General features: G+C 73.4%; 16 protein-coding genes. 9 read left to right on the top strand and 7 right to left on the bottom strand.

The window, feature by feature from the left end; genetic code table 11:
• Positions 1-47 precede the first annotated feature (47 nt).
• Both RIU97_RS15940 and RIU97_RS15935 read right to left on the bottom strand, forming a co-directional pair.
• On the bottom strand, positions 48-1,583 hold the full coding sequence (locus RIU97_RS15940) for a M23 family metallopeptidase (RefSeq protein ID WP_404957339.1): 1,536 nt from the start codon (positions 1,581-1,583) through the stop codon (positions 48-50).
• 220 nt (positions 1,584-1,803) lie between these two features.
• Positions 1,804-2,586, bottom strand: coding sequence for an esterase/lipase family protein (locus tag RIU97_RS15935; RefSeq protein ID WP_404957337.1), 783 nt, complete (start codon positions 2,584-2,586; stop codon positions 1,804-1,806).
• 174 nt (positions 2,587-2,760) lie between these two features.
• On the opposite strand from RIU97_RS15935, the gene RIU97_RS15930 reads away from it, so the two are divergent.
• On the top strand, positions 2,761-3,162 hold the full coding sequence (locus tag RIU97_RS15930) for a cobalamin B12-binding domain-containing protein (protein ID WP_404957335.1): 402 nt from the start codon (positions 2,761-2,763) through the stop codon (positions 3,160-3,162).
• 98 nt (positions 3,163-3,260) lie between these two features.
• Here RIU97_RS15930 and RIU97_RS15925 read toward each other — a convergent pair whose 3' ends face one another.
• On the bottom strand, positions 3,261-4,862 hold the full coding sequence (locus tag RIU97_RS15925; protein WP_404957333.1) for a DUF5691 domain-containing protein: 1,602 nt from the start codon (positions 4,860-4,862) through the stop codon (positions 3,261-3,263).
• A gap of 299 nt (positions 4,863-5,161) precedes the next feature.
• The gene (locus RIU97_RS15920; protein ID WP_404957331.1) at positions 5,162-6,505 is read right to left on the bottom strand and encodes an SWIM zinc finger family protein; all 1,344 of its coding nucleotides are present in this window, start codon (positions 6,503-6,505) and stop codon (positions 5,162-5,164) included.
• Between the two features lie 134 nt (positions 6,506-6,639).
• Here RIU97_RS15920 and RIU97_RS15915 point away from each other — a divergent pair, with 134 nt between their 5' ends.
• The 5 genes from RIU97_RS15915 (at position 6,640) to sucD (ending at position 13,716) form a co-directional block, all read left to right on the top strand.
• Positions 6,640-7,746, top strand: coding sequence for an AAA family ATPase (locus RIU97_RS15915; protein ID WP_361760504.1), 1,107 nt, complete (start codon positions 6,640-6,642; stop codon positions 7,744-7,746).
• On the top strand, positions 7,743-10,022 hold the full coding sequence (locus RIU97_RS15910; protein WP_404957328.1) for a DUF5682 family protein: 2,280 nt from the start codon (positions 7,743-7,745) through the stop codon (positions 10,020-10,022). The genes RIU97_RS15915 and RIU97_RS15910 overlap by 4 nt, the downstream gene beginning before the upstream one ends.
• A 112-nt stretch (positions 10,023-10,134) precedes the next feature.
• Positions 10,135-11,322: a VWA domain-containing protein gene (locus RIU97_RS15905; protein ID WP_404957326.1), complete on the top strand. Its 1,188-nt coding sequence runs from the start codon at positions 10,135-10,137 to the stop codon at positions 11,320-11,322.
• Positions 11,323-11,625: 303 nt separating this feature from the next.
• Entirely contained in the window at positions 11,626-12,804 is a 1,179-nt protein-coding gene (gene sucC, locus RIU97_RS15900; protein ID WP_266626308.1) for an ADP-forming succinate--CoA ligase subunit beta, read from the top strand.
• A 21-nt stretch (positions 12,805-12,825) separates the two neighbouring features.
• Entirely contained in the window at positions 12,826-13,716 is an 891-nt protein-coding gene (gene sucD / locus RIU97_RS15895; protein ID WP_362056576.1) for a succinate--CoA ligase subunit alpha, read from the top strand.
• Positions 13,717-13,793: 77 nt separating this feature from the next.
• Here sucD and RIU97_RS15890 read toward each other — a convergent pair whose 3' ends face one another.
• Positions 13,794-15,023, bottom strand: a complete 1,230-nt coding sequence (locus tag RIU97_RS15890) for a helix-turn-helix domain-containing protein (RefSeq protein ID WP_404957323.1) — start codon at positions 15,021-15,023, stop codon at positions 13,794-13,796.
• Between the two features lie 119 nt (positions 15,024-15,142).
• Here RIU97_RS15890 and RIU97_RS15885 point away from each other — a divergent pair, with 119 nt between their 5' ends.
• Positions 15,143-16,795, top strand: coding sequence for a DUF6350 family protein (locus tag RIU97_RS15885; RefSeq protein ID WP_404957321.1), 1,653 nt, complete (start codon positions 15,143-15,145; stop codon positions 16,793-16,795).
• Positions 16,796-17,014: 219 nt separating this feature from the next.
• Here the strand turns inward: RIU97_RS15885 and RIU97_RS15880 are convergent, their stop codons facing one another.
• The gene (locus tag RIU97_RS15880; RefSeq protein ID WP_404957319.1) at positions 17,015-17,590 is read right to left on the bottom strand and encodes a hypothetical protein; all 576 of its coding nucleotides are present in this window, start codon (positions 17,588-17,590) and stop codon (positions 17,015-17,017) included.
• 244 nt (positions 17,591-17,834) lie between these two features.
• Here RIU97_RS15880 and purN point away from each other — a divergent pair, with 244 nt between their 5' ends.
• Positions 17,835-18,458 carry a phosphoribosylglycinamide formyltransferase gene (gene purN, locus RIU97_RS15875; protein ID WP_404957317.1) on the top strand — a complete coding sequence of 208 codons (624 nt, stop codon included), beginning with the start codon at positions 17,835-17,837 and terminating at the stop codon, positions 18,456-18,458.
• Complete coding sequence (gene purH / locus RIU97_RS15870; protein ID WP_404957315.1) at positions 18,455-20,047, top strand: bifunctional phosphoribosylaminoimidazolecarboxamide formyltransferase/IMP cyclohydrolase; 1,593 nt, start codon at positions 18,455-18,457, stop codon at positions 20,045-20,047. Before purN ends, purH begins: the two co-directional genes overlap by 4 nt.
• A 79-nt stretch (positions 20,048-20,126) precedes the next feature.
• Here purH and RIU97_RS15865 read toward each other — a convergent pair whose 3' ends face one another.
• Positions 20,127-20,789, bottom strand: a complete 663-nt coding sequence (locus tag RIU97_RS15865; RefSeq protein WP_404957313.1) for a hypothetical protein — start codon at positions 20,787-20,789, stop codon at positions 20,127-20,129.
• Positions 20,790-20,954: the final 165 nt, after the last annotated feature.

Genomic DNA, 20,954 nt, shown 5'->3' with positions numbered 1-20,954 from the left:
CGGCGGGGTGGTCGGGCTCGGCCTTTCGGCCGGGCCCCGTCAGCTGGTTACGTCGGGTCCAGGCCGTGCACGCGGAGCCACGCCAGCGGGTCGATCGCGGAACCGCCGCCGGGACGGACCTCGAAGTGGAGGTGCGGGCCGGTGGAGTTGCCGGAGTTGCCGGAGTAGGCGATCACGTCGCCCGCCTTGACCTTGCCGCCGCGGATCTTGGTGGAGCTGAGGTGGCAGTACCAGGTCTCGGTTCCGTCGGGCGCGGTCACGATCGCCATGTTGCCGTAGGCGCTGTTGTACTGCGTGCGCACGGTCCCGTCGGTGGCCGCCATGACCGGGGTCCCGTAGGAGACCGGGAAGTCGATGCCGGTGTGCACCGACATCCACATGCCGCCGGCCTGGCCGAAGTTGGCGCTGAGGCCGTGCTGGTTCACGGGGATGGCGAACTTGGGGCGGGCGGCCTCCTTGGCCGCGGCCTCCTCCGCCTTCTTCTTCTTTTCCTCTTCCTGGCGTTCGCGCAGGTCGATGCGCTCCTGCGTGCGGCTCGCGCGGTCCGCGAAATCGCCCGCGTCGGCGCTGAGCGCGACCAGTTGGGTGTCGAGCTTGGTGTTCGCCGCGACCGGCTTCACCGAGGCCGGGTCGGGCGCGGCCATCGTGGTGGTGTCCTGGGCGGGCTTGTCCGTATCGGTGAGCCCGCCGACGGAGGCGGCCGCCACGCCCGCGACGCCCATCACGCAGGCGGAGGGCACGGCCACGGTCAGCAGGGCGGAACGCTTCGCCGGGGTGCGGCGACGGCTGCTGCCCGCCTTGGCGCTGCCCTTGGCGTTGCCCTTGGCGGCGGTCCGGCGCGCGGCGCGCGGAGCGGCGGTCACGGGCATGGCCTGCGTGGGAAGGTCGTGGACCTCGTGCGCGTCGTGGAGTTCGTGGACCTCGGGCAGCTCGTGGACCTCGGGCGCCAGGGGCGCATCCGGAGCCCCGGGGCTTCCGTCGGAGAGCACCTCGAAGACGGCCGTCTCGCTGTACGTGCCGGCGTACGCGTCGGTTCCGGCCTGGATCCCGGCGTCGTAGCCGACGGAGGTCGTCCCGTACGCGTACTGCTGCTGCTCCGGCTGCTCCTGCTGCTGCGCGGGCTGGTACTCGTATCCGTACGCGGCCTCGGGCTGGGCCGGGGTCTCGGCGACGGTGTTCCAGGCGGTGGCGTCGTAGGCGCCGGTCTCGGTACCGGTGGTGCCGTAGCCCGGCATCGCCCAGTGCCCGGTCTGCTCGCCGGAGGCGTCGTAGCCGAAGGAGGCCGGCTGGTACGCGGTGTAACCGGAGTAGTCCGCTCCCGGCGTGTTCCAGGCGCTCGCGTCCCAGGTCCCGGTGGTGTCCTCGGGTGCGGCCTGGGTCGGGACCGTGGACAGGTAAGTGTCCTGAGAGGTCCACGCGGTGGTGTCGTACGCGCCGGTCTCGTAGGAGCCGTAGGCAGCGTAGTTGACCCCCTGGCCCTGCGTTTCATAGGAAACGTAGGTCGAGTCACCAGCGAAAGTGGTGGTGGCAAGGCCGTCATACCCGGGATCCGGGTACTGGCCCGGCGAGGGGCGGTCGTTCACCAACTTCTCTTTCGCCTCGGCAGTGGGGCCTGGGTGGCCGGGAACTCGTGGTTCACCGGAGGAGAGCAGTGGCGTGACTGTACCCGCCGGTTACTCGCGACGACAATCTTCGATGGGTCCCCAGATTGCCGGAACCGGGCATTCAGCCGCCTTTCGGTCGCCGAAAGACGCACCCTTGGCCTTGAGTTCGAAATTCGTTCGACTGAAGGTCGCTCAGCGGCTAGGCGACGGAAGCGGCCTCCGAGCCCGTGACGGCGGTCAGACCGGGCCCGTCGAGGGCGCGACGGACCGCCGCGATCACGGCGGGGTGCGCGGGCAGTGCGAGATGTCCGATGCCGGTGACCTGCACATTTTCCACACATAGATCCGGGTGCTCGATCCGCGCCGTCCCGACCGGAGTCATCAGCGCGTCGAACTCGCTCCAGAACGCCACGCAGCGGGTGGCGCAGCCGGGCGCGGGCGCGGCCAGTTCGGCCAGTACCTCGGAGTCCGGGCGCATCTGCCGCACCAGCGGGTGCGCGTCCAAGAAGGGCGCCACCCGCGTGCCGGAATGCGGGGTCCCCAGGGTGACCAAGGTCCGGACGCGGGCGTCGCCGCCGAGGCGCTGGACGAAGTACCGGCCGACCAGGCCGCCGAGGCTGTGCCCGACCAGGTCCACCCGGTCCTGCCCGGTGCGCTCGCACAGCTCCTCGACGCGCCGGGCGAGATGGCGGGCGGTGACGCGCAGGTCGAGGGTGAAGGGCGAGTAGTTGTACGCCTCCACGTGCCGCAGGCCGCCCACTCCGAGGGCGCGGCGCAGGAGCACGAAGACGGACCGGTTGTCGGTGAATCCGTGGAGGAGGAGGACGGGCGGGCGTGTCGCGGGCGCGCCGGCGGTGACCTTTTCCTGGCACACTCCGGTCGGATAGAGGAGGAGGTGCCCGCCGAGCACCACCACCTCGAGCGCACCTGCCCGCAGTGCGGCGCCGGACAAGGGCATGGACACGGGTATGTACAGCCCCATCGACGGCCTCCCCTGAGCCTCTTGGGACCCGCGGCTTTTGCGCCACCGTGCCGTGCGGCTGTCGGCGCGGTGGCGCAATGCCGTCCCACGTGTGATTTCCCCCTCGTGGTTGACCGCGAAACGGTGGCGTGCGCGATGCTGTACTTAACGTTCGTTCACTCGGGAGGCAGTGCGATGGGTGTGACCGGTCCGATCCGTGTGGTGGTGGCCAAGCCGGGTCTCGACGGCCACGACCGCGGGGCCAAGGTGATCGCGCGGGCGCTGCGGGACGCGGGTATGGAGGTCATCTACACCGGCCTCCACCAGACCCCCGAGCAGATCGTGGACACCGCCATCCAGGAGGACGCCGACGCGATCGGCCTCTCGATCCTCTCCGGCGCCCACAACACGCTCTTCGCGCGCGTGCTGGAACTCCTCAAGGAGCGCGACGCGCAGGACATCAAGGTCTTCGGCGGCGGCATCATCCCGGAGGACGACATCGCCCCGCTCAAGGAGAAGGGCGTGGCCGAGATCTTCACCCCGGGCGCGACGACGACGTCCATCGTGGACTGGGTCAGGGCGAACGTCCGCACCTGACGGCCCCGCCGGCGTGTATTTCAGCCTCGCCGGCGTTTGAGGCGTGGGGTCCGGGGCGTCGTTGAGCCGCGCCGGACCGCCCAGCCCCCCGGGAGGGATCAGGCGGCCGGCGCCAGCTCCGAGAGCATGGCCGCGCGCAGCCGAAGCGTGGCCACCAGCCGCTGAAAGGCCTCGGCCCAGTACGCGGCTGCGCCGGGAGCCGCGTCCGGCGGCTCCTCCGTGGCCGCGGTCAGGGCCTCCAGCCGGCCGGCCTCCGCAGGATCGAGGCAGCGCTCGGCCAGGCCCATCACCCCGCTGAAGCTCCACGGGTAGCTGCCGGCCTCCCGGGCCATGTCCAGCGCGTCCACCACCGCCCGGCCCAGCGCCCCCGCCCACGGCACGACGCACACCCCGAGCAGCTGGAACGCCTCCGAAAGCCCGTGGGCCCGTATGAATGCGGCGACCCATTCCGCCCGCTCCGCATCCGGCAGGGTCTCCAGCAGCTTGGCCCGCTCCGCGAGCGATGCCGTGCCCGGACCCGCCGCGGGCGGTGCGGACGGCGGGCCGAGCAGGGCCCGCGACCACGACGCGTCGCGCTGACGCACCGCCGCCCGGCACCACGCCGCGTGCAGTTCCTCGGTCCAGCCCTCGCCCTCGGCCACCGGCAGTGCCACGATCTCCGCCGGGCCGAGCCCGCCGAACCGCTCCCGCCAGCACGACAGCGGCGCCGCCTCCACGATCTGGCCGAGCCACCAGGCCCGTTCCCCGCGTCCGGCGGGCGGCCGCTTGACCACCCCGTCGCGGAGCATCCCCGCATCGCACTCGGCCGGCGGGGTCACCCCCTCCGGGCCGACGCAGACCAGGGCGCGTTCGGCCATCCGGCCGGCCAGCGCCGATCGCGGCAGTGCCGACAGCAGTTCGGCGGCCGTGGCACGGACATTGCGGCTGCGGTCGCCCAGTGCCGCTTCCAGGAAGGGCTCGTCCCCTTCGGACAGCCCCACCCGCAGCGAATCGAGGAACATCAGCCGGTCCTCGGCCCGTTCGGTGGTCCAGGTCGTCGCCAGCAGCCGCGGCGCGGCCGCCGCCTCGTGCGCCCTCATGGCGCCGAGCAGCGCCACCCGCTCCGCGAACAGTCCCTCCTGCCACAGCCGTTCCACCCCGGCAGGATCCGTCACCTCGGGCAGCTCCCCGGTGCCGCCCGCCCCGCCGCGCAGGGCGAACCGCCAGTCCGGATTCAGCCGGGCCAGCCACAGCCCCCGGGTCCCGGCCAGGGCGAGCGCCTGCGGTCGAAGGTCGGTACGGGCCCGGGCCGCGTCCAGCAGCGCCGGTACGAGGGCGGCCGGCGCGCGGTAGCCGTGCCGGCCGGCCGCGGCCAGCCACTGGGGCAGCAGCTCCGTCAGGTCCGGCGCGGCCCCGCGCCGTCCGCTGCCGCTGCCGCTGCCCGGCCCGGTCCGGCCGGCCAGCAGCTGGGCGAGCCGGCGACGGGCCGCCTCCGGTGGCGCCGGGCGCGGATCCCGGGGTGCGGGCTCCGGGCGCGGGCCCGCCGCGGCCGGCCGCAGCCCGGCCCGGCGCCGTACGGTGTGCACGGCCGCCGCGTCCAGCAGCGCCTCCGGCGAGCCGGCCGGGCTCCCGCCCCTGCGCCGGTCGGTGCCCAGCAGCGCGGCGCCGACCAGCTCCTCCCACTCCCCGTACTCCCCGTACCCCTCGTCACCCTTGCTCATCGGGCCCCTCCCTCGCCGCTCGTCCTTCTTCGCGTCCTGCGCCCCCGTCCCGCCCCCTCCACGGGACCGGAGCAGTCGTGCGTCCGTGCCACTGCGCTCAACTGGCGTGGTTGTCGTTCATGCAAGCCCCCCGGCTTCTCGTCGTCCCAGCGCCGGCGCCCCCGCGCCGCCGCAACCTCGTCGTGCTCGTCGTGCCGCGTACGGCGCCCCCCGGCGCCCACGCGTTCCCTCCCCGCCGCCCCTGTGACGGCATACGTCCCCCCAGGCCCCCTGCTATGTGTGGTGTGTTCCGGCTGCCCTCAGGACAGGGCGACCGGCTCGGGCGAGTCCGGCTGCCAGGCCGTCAGCGGCGTGAAGCCGCGGTGGCCGCACTCCCCGAACACCGTCACCGGCCCCCCTCCCGACAACGCGGCCAGCTGCCACAGGCCCGAGCGGGAACGGCTGCCGGACCCCGTGAGGGGCACCGGCAGGGCACAGGTGCCCTCCGCGTCCGCCAGCTGCCAGCCGAGCTCTCCCGGTATCGGAACCACCGGGCCGAGCACCACCGGCCAGGACTCCAGCCACGGGTCCTCCCGCAGCGCCGCCCCGTACGCCTCCAGTGCCGTCCCCGTGCTCACCCCGGCCGGAACCCCGGCGCACGGAACGGCCGCCGAGAGTCTCTCCCCGAGGTCCGCCCGCAGCCCCGCCGATCCGGGCCGGAAGCGGACCTCCGCCTCCAGCACCAGCCCGACCGGCAGCGACAGGCCCGGCGGCCGCCCGGGCGGTCCGAAGTCCAGTACCAGGGCGGGCCGTCCGCCCTGCAGTCCGCGCAGCCATATCCGGCGGGTGGTGAGCCGGCCGTCCGGTGAAACCGAGTCGTACTGGGCCAGCACCAGCCAGCGGTCCCGTACGGCCTCCCCCTCCCCGGAGGCCGGCAGTCCCACCCGGCTGCGCACCGTCGCCGCCAGCTGTTCCGGCAGCCCGGCCACCCCCAGCCAGGCCCGGTCCAGCAGGTGCAGCAGCGCCGCCTCCTCCAGCATCCGGGCGGGCCAGCCCGGGCCGCAACTGGGTATCGTCCCCAACTCCCTTACCCGTCCGGCCAGTCCGGGCGCCTGTGCGTCGACCATCCGGGCGGCGGTCTCCTCCCACCCCGCGTAACCGGCCTGTTCCTGGCCCGCGAGGCCGCCTCGCAGCAGATCGGCCAGCCGCTGCTCCAGCTCGGTGACGCCCGTACCGACGCGGGCCGCCCGCCGCTCGGCCCGCTTCCGCGCCCCCTCCTCGTCCACCGGCCCGCCCGCCCCGGCGGCCGGACGCGCGGCCTTCGCCGCCCGGTCCGCCAGCCACTGCGCGGCCCAGTCCGGCGCCTCGCCCGGCTCGCCGACCCCCTCGGCGGACCAGAGCAGCAGCAGTCCCAGCGCGTGCTTGCACGGGAACTTACGGCTCGGACAGGAGCACTTGTACGCCGGTCCGGCCAGATCCACGACCGTCCGGTACGGCTTGCTGCCGCTGCCCTTGCACAACCCCCATACAGAACCGGAAGCGGAACCTCCGATCTGTGACCACGGACCCGCCCCGCCGAGTCTGCTCCCCGCTTTGCGTGAGGCATCGTCAGGAGCCAGAGCCAGTACCTGTTCCGCTGTCCAGCGGACCCCCTGCTCAGTCATGTGTCCCACCGTAGAGAACCCCACTGACAATCGCTCTGACCTGCAACAACACTGTGAACAGGGCCCGTTGTCAGTGGTGTGGTGCACCTTGGATGCAGCAGTCGGAAGCGGCTGCCGAGCCTTGGAGGGGGACCATGACCACGCCCGAGAACGAACGCCCGGCCGAAGCGCTGCGACCGCACGCCGAAGACGCCTTCGCACACGAACTGAAAGCCCTCGCGGCCGCCGACGACCGGCCCCGCCCGGCCCGCTGGAAGCTCTCCCCGTGGGCCGTCGCCACGTACCTGCAGGGCGGCACGCTCGACGACGGCACGGTCATCACACCCAAGTACGTGGGACCGCGCCGCATCGTCGAAGTCGCCGTCACCACCCTGGCCACCGACCGCGCGCTGCTCCTGCTCGGCGTCCCCGGCACCGCCAAGACCTGGGTGTCCGAACACCTCGCCGCCGCCGTCAGCGGAGACTCCACCCTCCTCGTCCAGGGCACCGCCGGCACTCCCGAGGAAGCCATCCGGTACGGCTGGAACTACGCCCGGCTCCTCGCCCACGGACCCAGCCGCGAGGCCCTCGTCCCCAGCCCCGTCATGCGGGCCATGGCCGAGGGCATGACCGCCCGCGTCGAGGAGCTCACCCGCATCCCCGCCGACGTCCAGGACACCCTCATCACCGTCCTGTCCGAGAAGACGCTGCCGATACCGGAGCTCGGCGAAGAGGTACAGGCCGTGCGCGGCTTCAACCTCATCGCCACCGCCAACGACCGCGACCGCGGGGTCAACGAACTCTCCAGCGCGCTGCGCCGCCGCTTCAACACCGTCGTGCTGCCGCTGCCCGCCAGCGCCGACGCCGAGGTCGACATCGTCGCCCGCCGGGTCGACCAGATGGGCCGCGCCCTCGACCTGCCGGCCGCGCCCGAAGGACTGGAGGAGATCCGCCGCGTCGTCACCGTCTTCCGCGAGCTGCGCGACGGGGTCACCGACGACGGCCGTACGAAGGTCAAGTCGCCCAGCGGCACGCTGTCCACCGCCGAGGCCATCTCCGTCGTCACCGGCGGCCTGGCCCTGGCCGCCCACTTCGGGGACGGCGTGCTGCGCCCCTCCGACGTGGCCGCCGGGATCCTCGGCGCCGTGGTCCGCGACCCGGCCGCCGACAAGGTGGTCTGGCAGGAGTACCTGGAGGCCGTGGTCCGCGAGCGCGACGGCTGGAAGGACTTCTACCGGGCCTGCCGGGAGGTGACGGTATGAGCCCGAGCCCACAGGGCCCGCTGCTGCTGGGGGTGCGGCACCACGGCCCCGGCTCGGCCCGCGCGGTGCGGGCCGCGCTGGACGCGGCCCGCCCGGCGGCCGTGCTGATCGAGGGGCCGCCCGAGGGGGACGGGCTGCTCGCGCTGGCCGCCGACCCCGGGATGCGGCCCCCCGTGGCGCTGCTCGCGCACGCCGCGGACGACCCCGGCCGGGCCGCGTTCTGGCCGCTGGCCGACTTCTCCCCGGAGTGGGTGGCGATCCGCTGGGCGCAGCGGGCCGGCGTACCGGTGCGGTTCATGGACCTGCCGGCCGCGCACTCGCTGGCCGCCGAGCCGGGCGCGGACCACGACGAGCCCGACGCGGTCAGGGTGGACCCCCTCGCGGTGCTGGCCGAGACAGCCGGGTACGACGACCCCGAGCGATGGTGGGAGGACGTGGTCGAGCACCGGGGCGCGGGGGGCGCCGACGGCACCGGGGGCGGGCCACAGGAGGTGCTCGGCGCGTTCGAGGCGCTCGGGGAGGCCATGGGAGCCCTGCGCGAGGCGTACGGCGACGGCGGCCACCGCCGCGACCTCGTGCGCGAGGCGTACATGCGGCAGCGGATGCGGGCCGCCCGCCGGGAGTTCGGCGACGCGTACGCCGTGGTGTGCGGGGCCTGGCACGTCCCGGCGCTGCGGGCGAAGACCACGGTGGCCGCGGACAAGGCTCTGCTGAGCGGCCTGCCGAAGGTCAAGGTGGAGACCACCTGGGTGCCGTGGACCCACCGCCGGCTCGCCCGGGCCGGCGGGTACGGCGCGGGGATCACCTCGCCCGGCTGGTACGCCCACCTCTTCGAGGCGCGGGACCGGCCCGTCGAGCGGTGGCTGACCAAGGTCGCCGGCCTGCTGCGCGCGGAGGACCGGCAGGTCTCCTCGGCGCACGTCATCGAGGCGGTCCGGCTGGCCGAGACCCTGGCCGCGATGCGGGGACGGCCGCTGCCCGGCCTGACGGAGACCCTCGAAGCGGTCCGGGCGGTGATGTGCGACGGCTCCGACATACCGCTCGCGCTGATCGAGGACCGCCTTGTGGTCGGCGACGTGCTCGGCGAGGTCCCGGACGCGGCGCCCGTCGTACCCCTCCAGCGGGACCTGACGCGGCAGCAGCGCTCGCTGCGGCTCAAGGCCGAGGCGCAGGACCGCGAACTGGAACTCGACCTGCGCAAGGACACCGACGCGGCGAAATCCCTGCTGCTGCACCGGCTGCGGCTGCTCGGCATCGGATGGGGCACCCCGACCGCCTCCCGCGGCAGCACCGGGACCTTCCGGGAGACGTGGCGGCTGCGGTGGGAGCCCGAACTGTCGGTGCGGGTCGCCGAGGCCGGGATCTGGGGCACCACCGTCCTCGCGGCGGCCACCGCCAAGGCCGAGGCCGACGCGGCCGGAGCCGAGGAGCTGGGCGAGGTGACGGCGCTCGCCGAGCGGTGCCTGCTGGCCGGGCTGTCGGAGGCGCTGCCCGCCGTACTGCGGGCCCTCGCGGACCGGGCCGCACTGGACACCGACGTGGCGCGCCTCGCCAAGGCCCTGCCCGCGCTGGCCCGTTCGCTGCGGTACGGGGACGTGCGCGGCACCGACGCGACGGCCCTCGCCGTGGTGGCGGCCGGGCTCGCCGAGCGGATATGCGTGGCGCTGCCGCCGGCCTGCGCGGCCGGCCTGGACGCCGACGCGGCGGCGGAGCTGCGGGGCCACGTGGACGGGGTGCACGGGGCGGTGGCACTGCTGGCCGACGCCGACGAAGGGCTGCGGGAGCGCTGGTCCGCGGTGCTGCGGACGCTGGCCGGCCGGGACACCGTGCCGGGCGTCATCCGCGGCCGGGCGGCCAGGCTGCTCCTCGACGACGGGCGGCTGCCGGCCGAGGAGACGGCGCGGCTGATGGGGCTCGCGCTGTCCCCGGCGGCCTCCCCGGCCGACGCGGCGGGCTGGATCGAGGGCTTCGCGGGCGGGAGTTCGGGCGGGGGCACGCTGCTGGTCCACGACGAGCGGCTGCTGGGGCTCATCGACACCTGGCTGGTGGGGGTGCCGGAGCGGGCCTTCACCGACGTACTCCCGCTGCTGCGGAGGACCTTCGGGGCGTACGAGCCGGGGGTGAAGCGGAGCCTGGGCGAGCTGGTGCGGCGGGGGCCGGGCCGGTCCGCTGCCGCGAGCCCGGCGTCCTCGGCGCCCGAGGGCTTCGCCCCGGACCTGGACCCGGAGCGGGCGGACGCGGTGGTGGGGCTGGTGCGGATGCTGCTTGCCGGGTGAGGTGCCGCGCCGCTGGGGCTGGATCGGTGCGGCGGGGCTGGATGAGCGGGTCGGGATGGACGGATGAAGCCGGCAGGACCGGTGGACACGACGAGTGCAGGGGGACGGACGGATGGGCGGTACGGACATGAGTGCGGGGGTACGACACGAAGCCGCAGACCCCGCCGGAGGCGAGCGGCTGAGGCGGTGGCGGATGGTGCTGGGCGGGGGTGAGGCCGACGGGACGGGGTGTGCGCTGGGCGGGCGGGATGCGGCGATGGACGCCGCGCTCGGCGCGCTGTACGGGGGCGACGGCGGGTCGCGCAAGGGGCCGGGGGCACGGTCGGCGGGGCTCGGCGGGTCCGCGCCGAACGTGGCGCGCTGGCTCGGGGACATCCGCACGTACTTCCCCAGCTCGGTGGTCCAGGTGATGCAGCGCGACGCGATCGAGCGGCTCGGTCTGTCCGCACTGCTGCTGGAACCGGAGATGCTGGAGGCCGTCGAGCCCGACGTGCACCTCGTGGGCACGCTGCTCTCGCTGAACAAGGCGATGCCCGAGACGACGAAGGAGACGGCGCGGGCCGTGGTCCGCAAGGTGGTCGAGCAGCTGGAGAAGAAGCTCGCGGCGCGGACCCGCGCGACGCTGACCGGCGCCCTCGACCGGTCCGCGCGGATCAGCCGCCCCCGCCACCACGACATCGACTGGAACCGCACGATCCGGGCCAACCTCAAGAACTACCTGCCCGAGTACCGGACGGTCGTCCCCGAGCGGCTGATCGGGTACGGCCGTGCGGCGCAATCGGTGAAGAAGGAGGTGATCCTCTGCATCGACCAGTCGGGTTCGATGGCGGCCTCCGTCGTCTACGCCTCCGTCTTCGGCGCGGTGCTGGCCTCCATGCGCTCGATCGCGACCCGGCTCGTCGTCTTCGACACCGCCGTCGTGGACCTCACCGATCAGCTCGACGACCCGGTGGACGTCCTCTTCGGCACCCAACTGGGTGGCGGCACCGACATCAACCGCGCCCTCGCCTACTGCCAGTCGAAGATCACCCGGCCCGCCGACACGGTCGTCGTCCTGATCAGTGATCTCTACGAGGGCGGCATCCGCAACGAGATGCTCAAGCGGGTCGCCGCGATGAAGGGGGCGGGGGTCGAGTTCGTGACCCTGCTGGCGCTGTCCGACGAGGGGGCCCCGGCCTATGACCGCGAGCACGCCGCCGCCCTTGCGGCGCTCGGGGCGCCGGCCTTCGCCTGCACCCCGGACCTGTTTCCGGAGGTCATGGCCGCGGCGCTGGAGAAGAGGCCCCTGCCGACCCCCTGACGGCGCGGTTCCGGCTTCGTCCCGGCCGCGTCCCGGCCCGTCCTGTGAATCGGTGAAACGCACGAACTTCCAGTTCAACCGTGAGGCGATCTGTGACAGGTATCACCGCTCAGGTGTGATCTGCGATTTAGGGACCTACGGCCTGCGGGGATAACCTGCGGGACGGACATGCCGCGTCCACGGTCACCGTGTGCGCCTTCCTTGTGACAGCGCCGTCACGTTGCCCTCCGCGGCACGCCCACGCAGATAGCAGACAACCGCGAATCACTGCGAATCTTTAAAAAAGACAAGGGACGGACGCGCGTGGACCTGTTCGAGTACCAGGCGAGGGACCTCTTCGCCAAGCACGGTGTACCGGTGCTGGCCGGTGAAGTCATCGACACGCCTGAGGCGGCTCGCGAGGCCACCGAGCGGCTGGGCGGCAAGTCGGTCGTCAAGGCGCAGGTGAAGGTCGGCGGCCGCGGCAAGGCCGGCGGCGTGAAGCTGGCCGCCACCCCGGACGAGGCCGTCGCCCGGGCGACGGACATCCTCGGCATGGACATCAAGGGCCACACGGTCCACAAGGTGATGATCGCCGAGACGGCTCCCGAGATCCTCGAGGAGTACTACGTCTCGTACCTCCTCGACCGCACCAACCGCACCTTCCTGGCCATGGCCTCGGTCGCGGGCGGCATGGACATCGAGCAGGTCGCCGAGGAGACCCCGGAGAAGCTCGCCAAGGTCCCGGTGAACGCCAACGAGGGCGTGACCATCGAGAAGGCCCGCGAGATCGTCGCGCTGGCGCAGTTCCCGGCCGAGGTCGCGGAGAAGGTCGCCGAGGTCCTCGTGACCCTGTGGGCCACCTTCATCGCCGAGGACGCGCTCCTCGTCGAGGTCAACCCGCTCGCGAAGGTCGCCAACGGCGACGTCATCGCGCTCGACGGCAAGGTCTCGCTCGACGAGAACGCCGAGTTCCGCCAGCCGGGTCACGAGGAGTTCGTGGACCACGCGGCCGCGAACCCGCTCGAGGCCGCCGCCAAGGCGAAGAACCTCAACTACGTCAAGCTCGACGGTGAGGTCGGCATCATCGGCAACGGCGCGGGTCTCGTCATGAGCACCCTCGACGTCGTCGCCTACGCCGGCGAGAACCACGGTGGCGTCAAGCCCGCCAACTTCCTGGACATCGGCGGTGGCGCCTCCGCCGCCGTCATGGCCAACGGTCTCGAGATCATCCTCGGCGACCCGGACGTCAAGTCCGTCTTCGTCAACGTCTTCGGTGGCATCACCGCCTGCGACGAGGTCGCCAACGGCATCGTCCAGGCGCTGGCCCTGCTGGAGGAGAAGGGCGAGGCGGTCACCAAGCCGCTCGTCGTCCGTCTCGACGGCAACAACGCCGAGCTGGGTCGCAAGATCCTCTCGGACGCCAACCACCCGCTGGTGCAGCGCGTGGACACCATGGACGGCGCGGCCGACAAGGCCGCCGAGCTCGCGGCTGCGAAGTAAGGGCAGAGGTCACAGACTCACATGGCTATCTTCCTCAACAAGGACAGCAAGGTCATCGTCCAGGGCATGACCGGTGCCACGGGCATGAAGCACACCAAGCTGATGCTGGCTGACGGCACCAACATCGTCGGCGGCGTGAACCCGCGCAAGGCCGGCACCACCGTCGACTTCGACGGCACCGAGGTCCCGGTCTTCGGCTCCGTCGCCGAGGCGATGGAGAAGACGGGCGCCAACGTCTCCGTCCTCTTCGTCCCGCCGGCCTTCGCCAAGGCCGCCGTGGTCGAGGCGATCGACGCCGAGATCCCGCTGGCCGTCGTCATCACCGAGGGCATCGCGGTGCACGACTCCGCCGCCTTCTGGGCGTACGCGACCGCCAAGGGCAACAAGACCCGGATCATCGGTCCGAACTGCCCGGGTCTGATCACCCCCGGCCAGTCCAACGCCGGCATCATCCCGGGCGACATCACCAAGCCCGGCAAGATCGGTCTCGTGTCCAAGTCCGGCACGCTGACCTACCAGATGATGTACGAGCTCCGTGACATCGGCTTCACCTCCGCCGTCGGCATCGGTGGCGACCCGGTCATCGGCACCACGCACATCGACGCCCTGGAGGCCTTCGAGGCCGACCCGGACACCGAGCTGATCGTCATGATCGGCGAGATCGGCGGCGACGCCGAGGAGCGTGCGGCGGACTTCATCGCGAAGAACGTCACCAAGCCGGTCGTCGGTTACGTCGCGGGCTTCACCGCCCCCGAGGGCAAGACCATGGGCCACGCCGGCGCCATCGTCTCCGGCTCCTCCGGCACCGCGCAGGCCAAGAAGGAGGCCCTCGAGGCCGCCGGCGTCAAGGTCGGCAAGACGCCGACCGAGACCGCGAAGCTGGCGCGCGAGATCCTGAACGCCGCTCAGTAAGCAGTCCCCGTACGGTCACACGTACGGATGTACGGGCGTGGCCCGCACCCCTCGGTGGGTGCGGGCCACGCCCGTTCTCATTCGCCCTTCGGGGCGATCCTGGCGGGCCCGGCCTCCGGGTCGGCGCGCAGCTTGTCGTGGAGCTGCCGGCTCCGCGCGGTGAGCTGCTGGGGTCCGCTCAGCGGAGGCACGCCGGAGACGCTCTGGCCGGGTGCCTGCGGGGGCTCGTAGTGGTCGGCCGCGGTCACCGCGGTGTAGCCGGTCGCGGTGGCGATCACCGCGGTCAGCCCGAGGGCCCCGCGGCTCCACAGCCGTACGCGCCGCTCGCCGCCGCCCCGTACGGCCGCCGCCGGGCGCGGGTCGAGCGGGGCGGCCGGCCGCAGCGCGGTGAACAGGTCGCGCAGCAGCGCGGACTGCTTCTCGGGCGGTACTTCGGCCAGCTCGGGGATCCGGTCGGCGAGGTCGGCGTGCGCGTGCACGAGGCGGATGCCGGCGGTGGGGGTGCTGGCCTCGGTCTCGGCAGCGGTGTCGGGCAGGTCGAGGCCGACGCCGTCGTAGAGCATGACGGTACGGCGGTGGCGCGTGGGCAGCGCGAGCACGGCGTCGAGCAGGATGCGGTCGGCGGGATCGGCGGGGCGCGCGTCCTGCCGGCGGTGGACGCGCCGGAACCGGTGCCAGGGGGAGAGGGCGTAGTCGTACGCGACCGCGCGCACCCAGCCCACCGGATCCGGGTCGGTGGCCACCTCGGGCCACCGGGCCCAGGCGCGGGTGAAGGCGCGCTCCACGGCCTTCAGGGCGAGGGTCCGGCGCCCGGTGAGCAGGTAGGTCTGCCGGGCGAGGGCGGGGGCGGCATGGTCGTAGAGGGCGTCGAAGTCCGCGGCCGGGCCCCTTGCCGGGCCTTCTGCCGGCACCCCTGCGGAGTCCTCGGCGGGCGTGGCGGGCGTGGCGGTCGTGGCGGGCGCGTCCGCCGTCGCTGTCTGCGCCGTCTGCGCCGTCTGGGCCGTTTGGGGCGTCCCGGCCTCGGATGCCGTACCGGCGGGCCCGTCTGACGCGGTGTCGGCCCGCTCCGGGGCGGCCGCCGGCGCCGCCAGGGCGGTCAGGAACGCCGCGTACGCCTCGCGGTTGCGGCCGCGGGGGTCCGTGCGGCCCGTTTCCCAGGAGCGGACCGTCGTCGCGGTGACGCCCACCGCCTCCGCGACCTGCTCGTGCGTCAGTTCCGCCGCTTCGCGCAGCCTGCGCCGCTCCTCGGGGGCGGGCAGGCGCAGCTCCGAGGCCGATGAGGAGGCCGTCTCGACGCTTCGTGTCATGCCACACTCCCCGCGACCCGACCGCCTTGGGCGAAAAAGTACATAAACGTATATTGGGCGACACCACGGACATTCGCCTGTTACCCGCCCATAGCGCGTGTCGTTGGCACCATGGCGGGGTGACCCAAGTGACCGAACGCGGGACCTCGTTGCCGACGGCCCCGCGAGCCGCTGCGCGGCGCCGTTCGCCCGCCGCCGCAGCATGCGTGGCGGGCGGCGCCGTGGCGGCCGGACTCGGGCTCGGCTTCCTCGCCGTGCTCGTCATCGTGCTGTGGATCAGTTCCCCCTACCCCGACAGCGGCCCCGGCGGGGCCCTGCACCTCGCCGCCGGGCTGTGGCTGCTCGCCCACGGGACGGAGCTGGTGCGGTACGAGACCCTGTCCGGCGTGCCCGCGCCCGTCGGCCTGACGCCGCTGCTCCTCATCGCGCTGCCCGTGCTCCTCATGCGGCGGGCCGCCCGGCTGGGGAGCGCGTCCGAGGAGGAGGACGAGGAGGTGCTGCCGGCCGGCGCCGTGTTCTCGGCCGTGCTCTGCGGATACCTCGCCGTCGGGGCCCTCGCCACGGTCTACGCCGCCGGCGGCCCCATGCCGGCCGACCCGCTCAGCGCGGCCTGGCACGTCCCGCTGGTCGCCGTGCTCGCCGCCCTCGGCGGGGTGTGGGGAGCCAGGGGGCGTCCGCTCGGACCGCTGCCGTCCTGGCTGCCAGGGGGCGTACGAAGGGCCGTCATGCGCCCCCGCTACGCGCTGGCGCTGCGGGCCGGGGCGGGCGGCGCGCTGGTCCTGCTGGGCGGCGGCGCGCTGCTCGTCGGCGCCTCGCTCGCGTGGCACGGCGCCGAGGTCCAGACCGCGTTCCTGTCGCTGACCGGGGTGTGGTCGGGCCGGTTCGCGGTCCTGCTGCTCGCGCTCGCGCTGATGCCGAACGCCACAATCTGGGGCGCGGCCTACGCCCTCGGGCCCGGCTTCGCCCTCGGCGCCAGCGCCACCGCCACGCCGCTCGGCTTCGCGGGCCAGCCCGGGCTGCCGCGCTTCCCGCTGCTGGCGGCGCTCCCGCCCGAGGGACCTGGTACCCCGCTGACCTGGGCGGTCGCCGGAGTGCCGGTGGCCGCCGGGCTGGCGGTGGGCTGGTTCGCGGTGCGCCGGGCGCGCGAGGTCTCGTACGGGGAGACCGCGCTCACGGCGGCGCTGGGGGCGGTGGTCTGCGGGCTGGTGATGACCGGGCTCGCGGCGGCCTCGGCGGGGCCGATGGGTTCGCGGCGGCTGTCGGACTTCGGGCCGGTGTGGTGGGCCACCGGGGCGGCGGCCTGCGCGTGGACGCTGCTGCTGGCCGTGCCGGTGGCGGTGGCGGTGCATGCGTGGCGGAACCGGCCGGCCAGGGGGCTGGCCGCGCTCGACGCGCTGTCCGCGCTGGACGTGGACGAGGTGGTGGACGACCGGTGGCACGACAGTGGCGTACGGGAGGTTCGGTGGGCCGCGATGCGGAAGGCGGCGGGGGTGCTGATTCCTGAGATCGGGGCGGTGGCGGCCCCGCCGGAGCCTCCGGCGGCTCCCTTGATCCCTCTGGCGGCCTTGGCTCCGGCCGCTGCTGAGGCTCCTGTGGCGCGGGCGCCTCGGGCGGTGACCGTCGTGTCGGGGCGCGGGCTGGATCTGACGCCGATCCTGATCGCGGCGAAACCGGTCGGCTTGCCGGTCGATCCGGCTCCTGCGCCGGCTCCGCCGTTGGCTCCGCCGGTGGTGGGGGTGCGGGTCTTGGCCCGCCGGAAGCCGCCCGCCTAGGCCCGGCTGCCGGGGGCTCCGCCCCCAGACCCCCGCGCCTCAAACGCCGGCGGGGCCGGGGGAGGCGGCGGGGGTGGATGGTGCGGCGGGGCCGGAATGTGCCGGGCGCGGCGCCGTTGCCGGGGGCTCCGCCCCCAGACCCCCGCGCCTCAAACGCCGGCGGGGCCGGGGGAGGCGGCGGGGCCGGATGGTGCGGAGGGGCTGGGGGTGCCGGCGAGGCTACTGGCGGACCTTCAGGACGTCGCCCACCACGTTGTCCGGGAGGAGGGTGTTGCACTGGAGTTCCGCCGTGCTCGTGAGGGCGTCGTCGCGGCAGACGTAGAAGTCCTTGTACGCGAGCTGCAGCCCGTACGAGCTCATCGCCAGCAGGATCGCCAGTGAGGCCGTGACCAGGCCGCTCACCGCCGCCGTGCGCTGGGGGCGGGCCGCCGGGCCCAGGGCGTCCAGGCCGGCGGGGGCGCCCGGGGCGGCCGCCGCCGCGGGCTTGCCGCGGAGGGCGCTGATTCCCCAGTACAGGGCGAGCGCACCCAGCAGCAGGCCCACCGACGGGATGCCGAAGATCCCGAAGAAGAAGCCCCACATGCCGGCCAGCAGCGCATAGCGGGCGCGGCGCTGGATCGGGTCGGTCGGGTCCCAGCGCGCCGGGCCCCGCCGGCCGTCGGAATCCCCCGGGCCCTCCCCGTTCCCGCCGTCACCACCGCTGCGCGGCTGCCAGGGCTGGTCGGGCCGGCCTTCCGGCGGAGCCGCGAAGGGGTTGTCGTCGGTGGGGGAGTCGGGCTGACGGCGGTCCGGCATCGGGTGTGTTTCTTCCCCTGTGTCATGGACGTCGTGGCGACGTCGTGGCGAGGTGAGGCCAGTTTGCGGCTTGTACGCCTGACGCTACCGCCCGGCCGTCCCCCCGTCCCTCGGGGGCCGTCCGGTGTGCCGGTATCGTTGCAGGCGGTCGGTGGCTTCGTATGGTTCCCCGTATATCGGTACCCCGAAGTTTTGTATGACCACACAAAGACGAACACCGCAATTCCGCGAGAAAGGGCCTCCCATGGCCGCCTCCCGCCTGGTCGTGCTGGTCTCCGGCTCCGGCACCAACCTCCAGGCCCTGCTCGACGCCATCGACGCCCACCCCGGCGGATCCGAGGGCTTCGGTGCCGAAGTCGTCGCCGTGGGGGCCGACCGCAAGGGCATCGCCGGCCTGGAGCGGGCGGAGAAGGCCGGGATCCCCACCTTCGTCTGCCCGGTGAAGGACTACGCGAGCCGTGCGGAGTGGGACGTCGCCCTGACGGAGGCGACCGACGCCCACGCGCCGGACCTCGTCGTGTCGGCCGGGTTCATGAAGATCGTGGGCAAGGAGTTCATCGACCGCTTCGGCGGCCGGTTCATCAACACCCACCCCGCCCTCCTCCCGGCCTTCCCCGGTGCGCACGGCGTACGGGACGCGCTCGCCTACGGCGCGAGGGTCACCGGCTGCACGGTCCACTTCGTGGACAGCGGCGTGGACACCGGTCCGATCATCGCCCAGGGTGTGGTCGAGGTCCGGGACGAGGACGACGAAGCCGCTCTCCATGAGCGCATCAAGGAAGTCGAGCGCCAGCTGCTCGTCGATGTCGTGGGGCGCCTGGCCCGGCACGGCTACCGCATTGAGGGACGAAAGGTAACGATCCAGTGACCGCCGCAGACATCGCAGCGAGCAACGACCCGACCACGAACCAGCGGCCGATCCGGCGTGCGCTCATCAGCGTCTACGACAAGACGGGACTGGAAGAGCTGGCCCGCGGGCTGCACGAGGCGGGCGTCGCGCTCGTCTCCACCGGCTCCACCGCCTCGAAGATCGCCGCGGCCGGGGTGCCCGTCACCAAGGTCGAGGAGCTGACCGGCTTCCCCGAGTGCCTGGACGGCCGCGTCAAGACCCTGCACCCGCGCGTGCACGCCGGCATCCTCGCCGACCTGCGCCTGGAGGACCACCGCAACCAGCTCGCCGAGCTGGGCGTCGAGCCCTTCGACCTCGTGGTCGTCAACCTGTACCCGTTCCTGGCCACCGTCCAGTCGGGTGCCACCCCCGACGAGTGCGTCGAGCAGATCGACATCGGCGGCCCGTCGATGGTCCGCGCCGCCGCCAAGAACCACCCGTCGGTCGCCGTCGTCACCAGCCCCGCGCGGTACGCCGACGTCATCGCCGCGGCCCAGGGCGGCGGCTTCGACCTCACCGCCCGCAAGCGGCTGGCGGCCGAGGCCTTCCAGCACACCGCCGCCTACGACGTGGCCGTCGCCTCCTGGTTCACGAACGCGTACGCGCCGGAGCCGGAGGCGGTCCTGCCGGAGTTCCTCGCGGGCGCCTGGGAGCGCAAGTCGACCCTGCGCTACGGCGAGAACCCGCACCAGGCCGCCGCGCTCTACACCGACGGGCAGCCGGGCGGGCTCGCCAACGCCGAGCAGCTGCACGGCAAGGAGATGTCCTTCAACAACTACGTGGACACCGAGGCCGCGCGCCGCGCCGCCTACGACCACGACGAGCCCTGCGTCGCGATCATCAAGCACGCCAACCCGTGCGGCATCGCGGTCGGCGATGACGTCGCCGCCGCCCACCGCAAGGCGCACGCCTGCGACCCGCTGTCGGCCTTCGGCGGCGTCATCGCCGTCAACCGCCCGGTGACCGTCGAGCTCGCCGAGCAGGTCGCGGAGATCTTCACCGAGGTCATCGCCGCCCCCGGCTACGAGGACGGCGCGGTCGAGATCCTGGCCAGGAAGAAGAACATCCGCGTCCTGAAGGTGGACGGCACCCCGCACCAGCCGGGCGACCTCAAGCCGATCTCGGGCGGCACGCTGCTCCAGCAGTCGGACGTCTTCCAGGCCGAGGGCGACGACCCGGCCAACTGGACCCTCGCCACCGGCGACGCCCTCTCCGGGGCCGAGCTCGCCGAGCTGGCCTTCGCGTGGAAGGCCTGCCGGGCCGTCAAGTCCAACGCGATCCTGCTCGCCAAGGACGGCGCCTCGGTCGGCGTCGGCATGGGCCAGGTCAACCGCGTCGACTCGGCGAAGCTCGCCGTCGAGCGGGCGGGCGCCGAGCGCGCGCAGGGCTCGTACGCCGCGTCCGACGCCTTCTTCCCCTTCCCGGACGGGCTGGAGATCCTGACGGCTGCGGGCATCAAGGCCGTGGTCCAGCCGGGCGGTTCGGTCCGTGACGAGCTGGTCGTCGAGGCCGCGCAGAAGGCCGGCGTGACCATGTACTTCACCGGCACCCGGCACTTCTTCCACTGATCACCGATACCCGGCTGACGGCGAAGGCCGCGCCCCGCACTGCGGGACGCGGCCTTCGCCGTGTGCGTACGGGAGGGGCTCAGTACTGGGGGCGCCGGAAGTAGTCGCCCGCCTTCGCGAGGCCCACGATGACCGTGATGCCGAGGGCGAGGGAGAGCAGCGACGGCAGTGCGGCGATCAGGGCGAAGCCGGCCGGGGTGTGCTCGTCGGCACTGAGCGCGACCAGGTTCGTCAGCAGGCCGAGAGCGGCGAAGAGGGCCTGCAGCGATCCGTAGATGATGCCGGAGACACGGACGCCGCCCCGGCCCTTGGCCATCTTGGCCGCGGTCAGGATGGGCCACAGGGCGAGGCCGATGAAGAGGAGGCCGATGACGAGGCCCACGGTGCCGGCGATGGCCCCCGCGTCCTCCGTGGAGGAGCTGGAGTAGCTGGATTCCGAGAACGCCGCGGCGAACACGGCGCCGCCGATGATGAAGAACAGGCCGCCCATGACCTGCAGGCCGCCGATGATGAAGAGGATGACCCGGGCCGCCTTCGCGCCGCCGGGCATCTCGTAGACCGGAGCGCCCGGGTATCCGACGGGACCGCCCGGGTACGCCTGGGGTGCCTGCTGCGGGTAGGCGTAGCCGCCCTGCGGCGGGATGCCCTGCGGGGCCTGCTGCGGGTAGCCGTAGCCGGGCTGGCCCTGCGGGGCCTGGGGCGGCTGCTGTCCGTACGGATTGTGCGGGTCGCCGAAGCTCATCTTGGGGTGTTCCTCCGTGGAAGTGCGGGGACGCACGGCAATGAGCGCGGAGGAATCCTGCACGGTGCGGTCCGCCCCCCGGCACTGCCCGCGGCACTCAGTCGTTTCATCGTCGTCCGGCAGCCATGGCTTGTCCAGTTCGTTACGGTGCGGCCGGTCACTTGT

The organism is Streptomyces sp. 147326 (genome assembly GCF_045000215.1).
In the GTDB taxonomy this organism is placed as follows: domain Bacteria; phylum Actinomycetota; class Actinomycetes; order Streptomycetales; family Streptomycetaceae; genus Streptomyces.
Note: the sequence above shows the minus strand (reverse complement) of the source record. Positions and strands in the feature narration are given on the sequence as shown.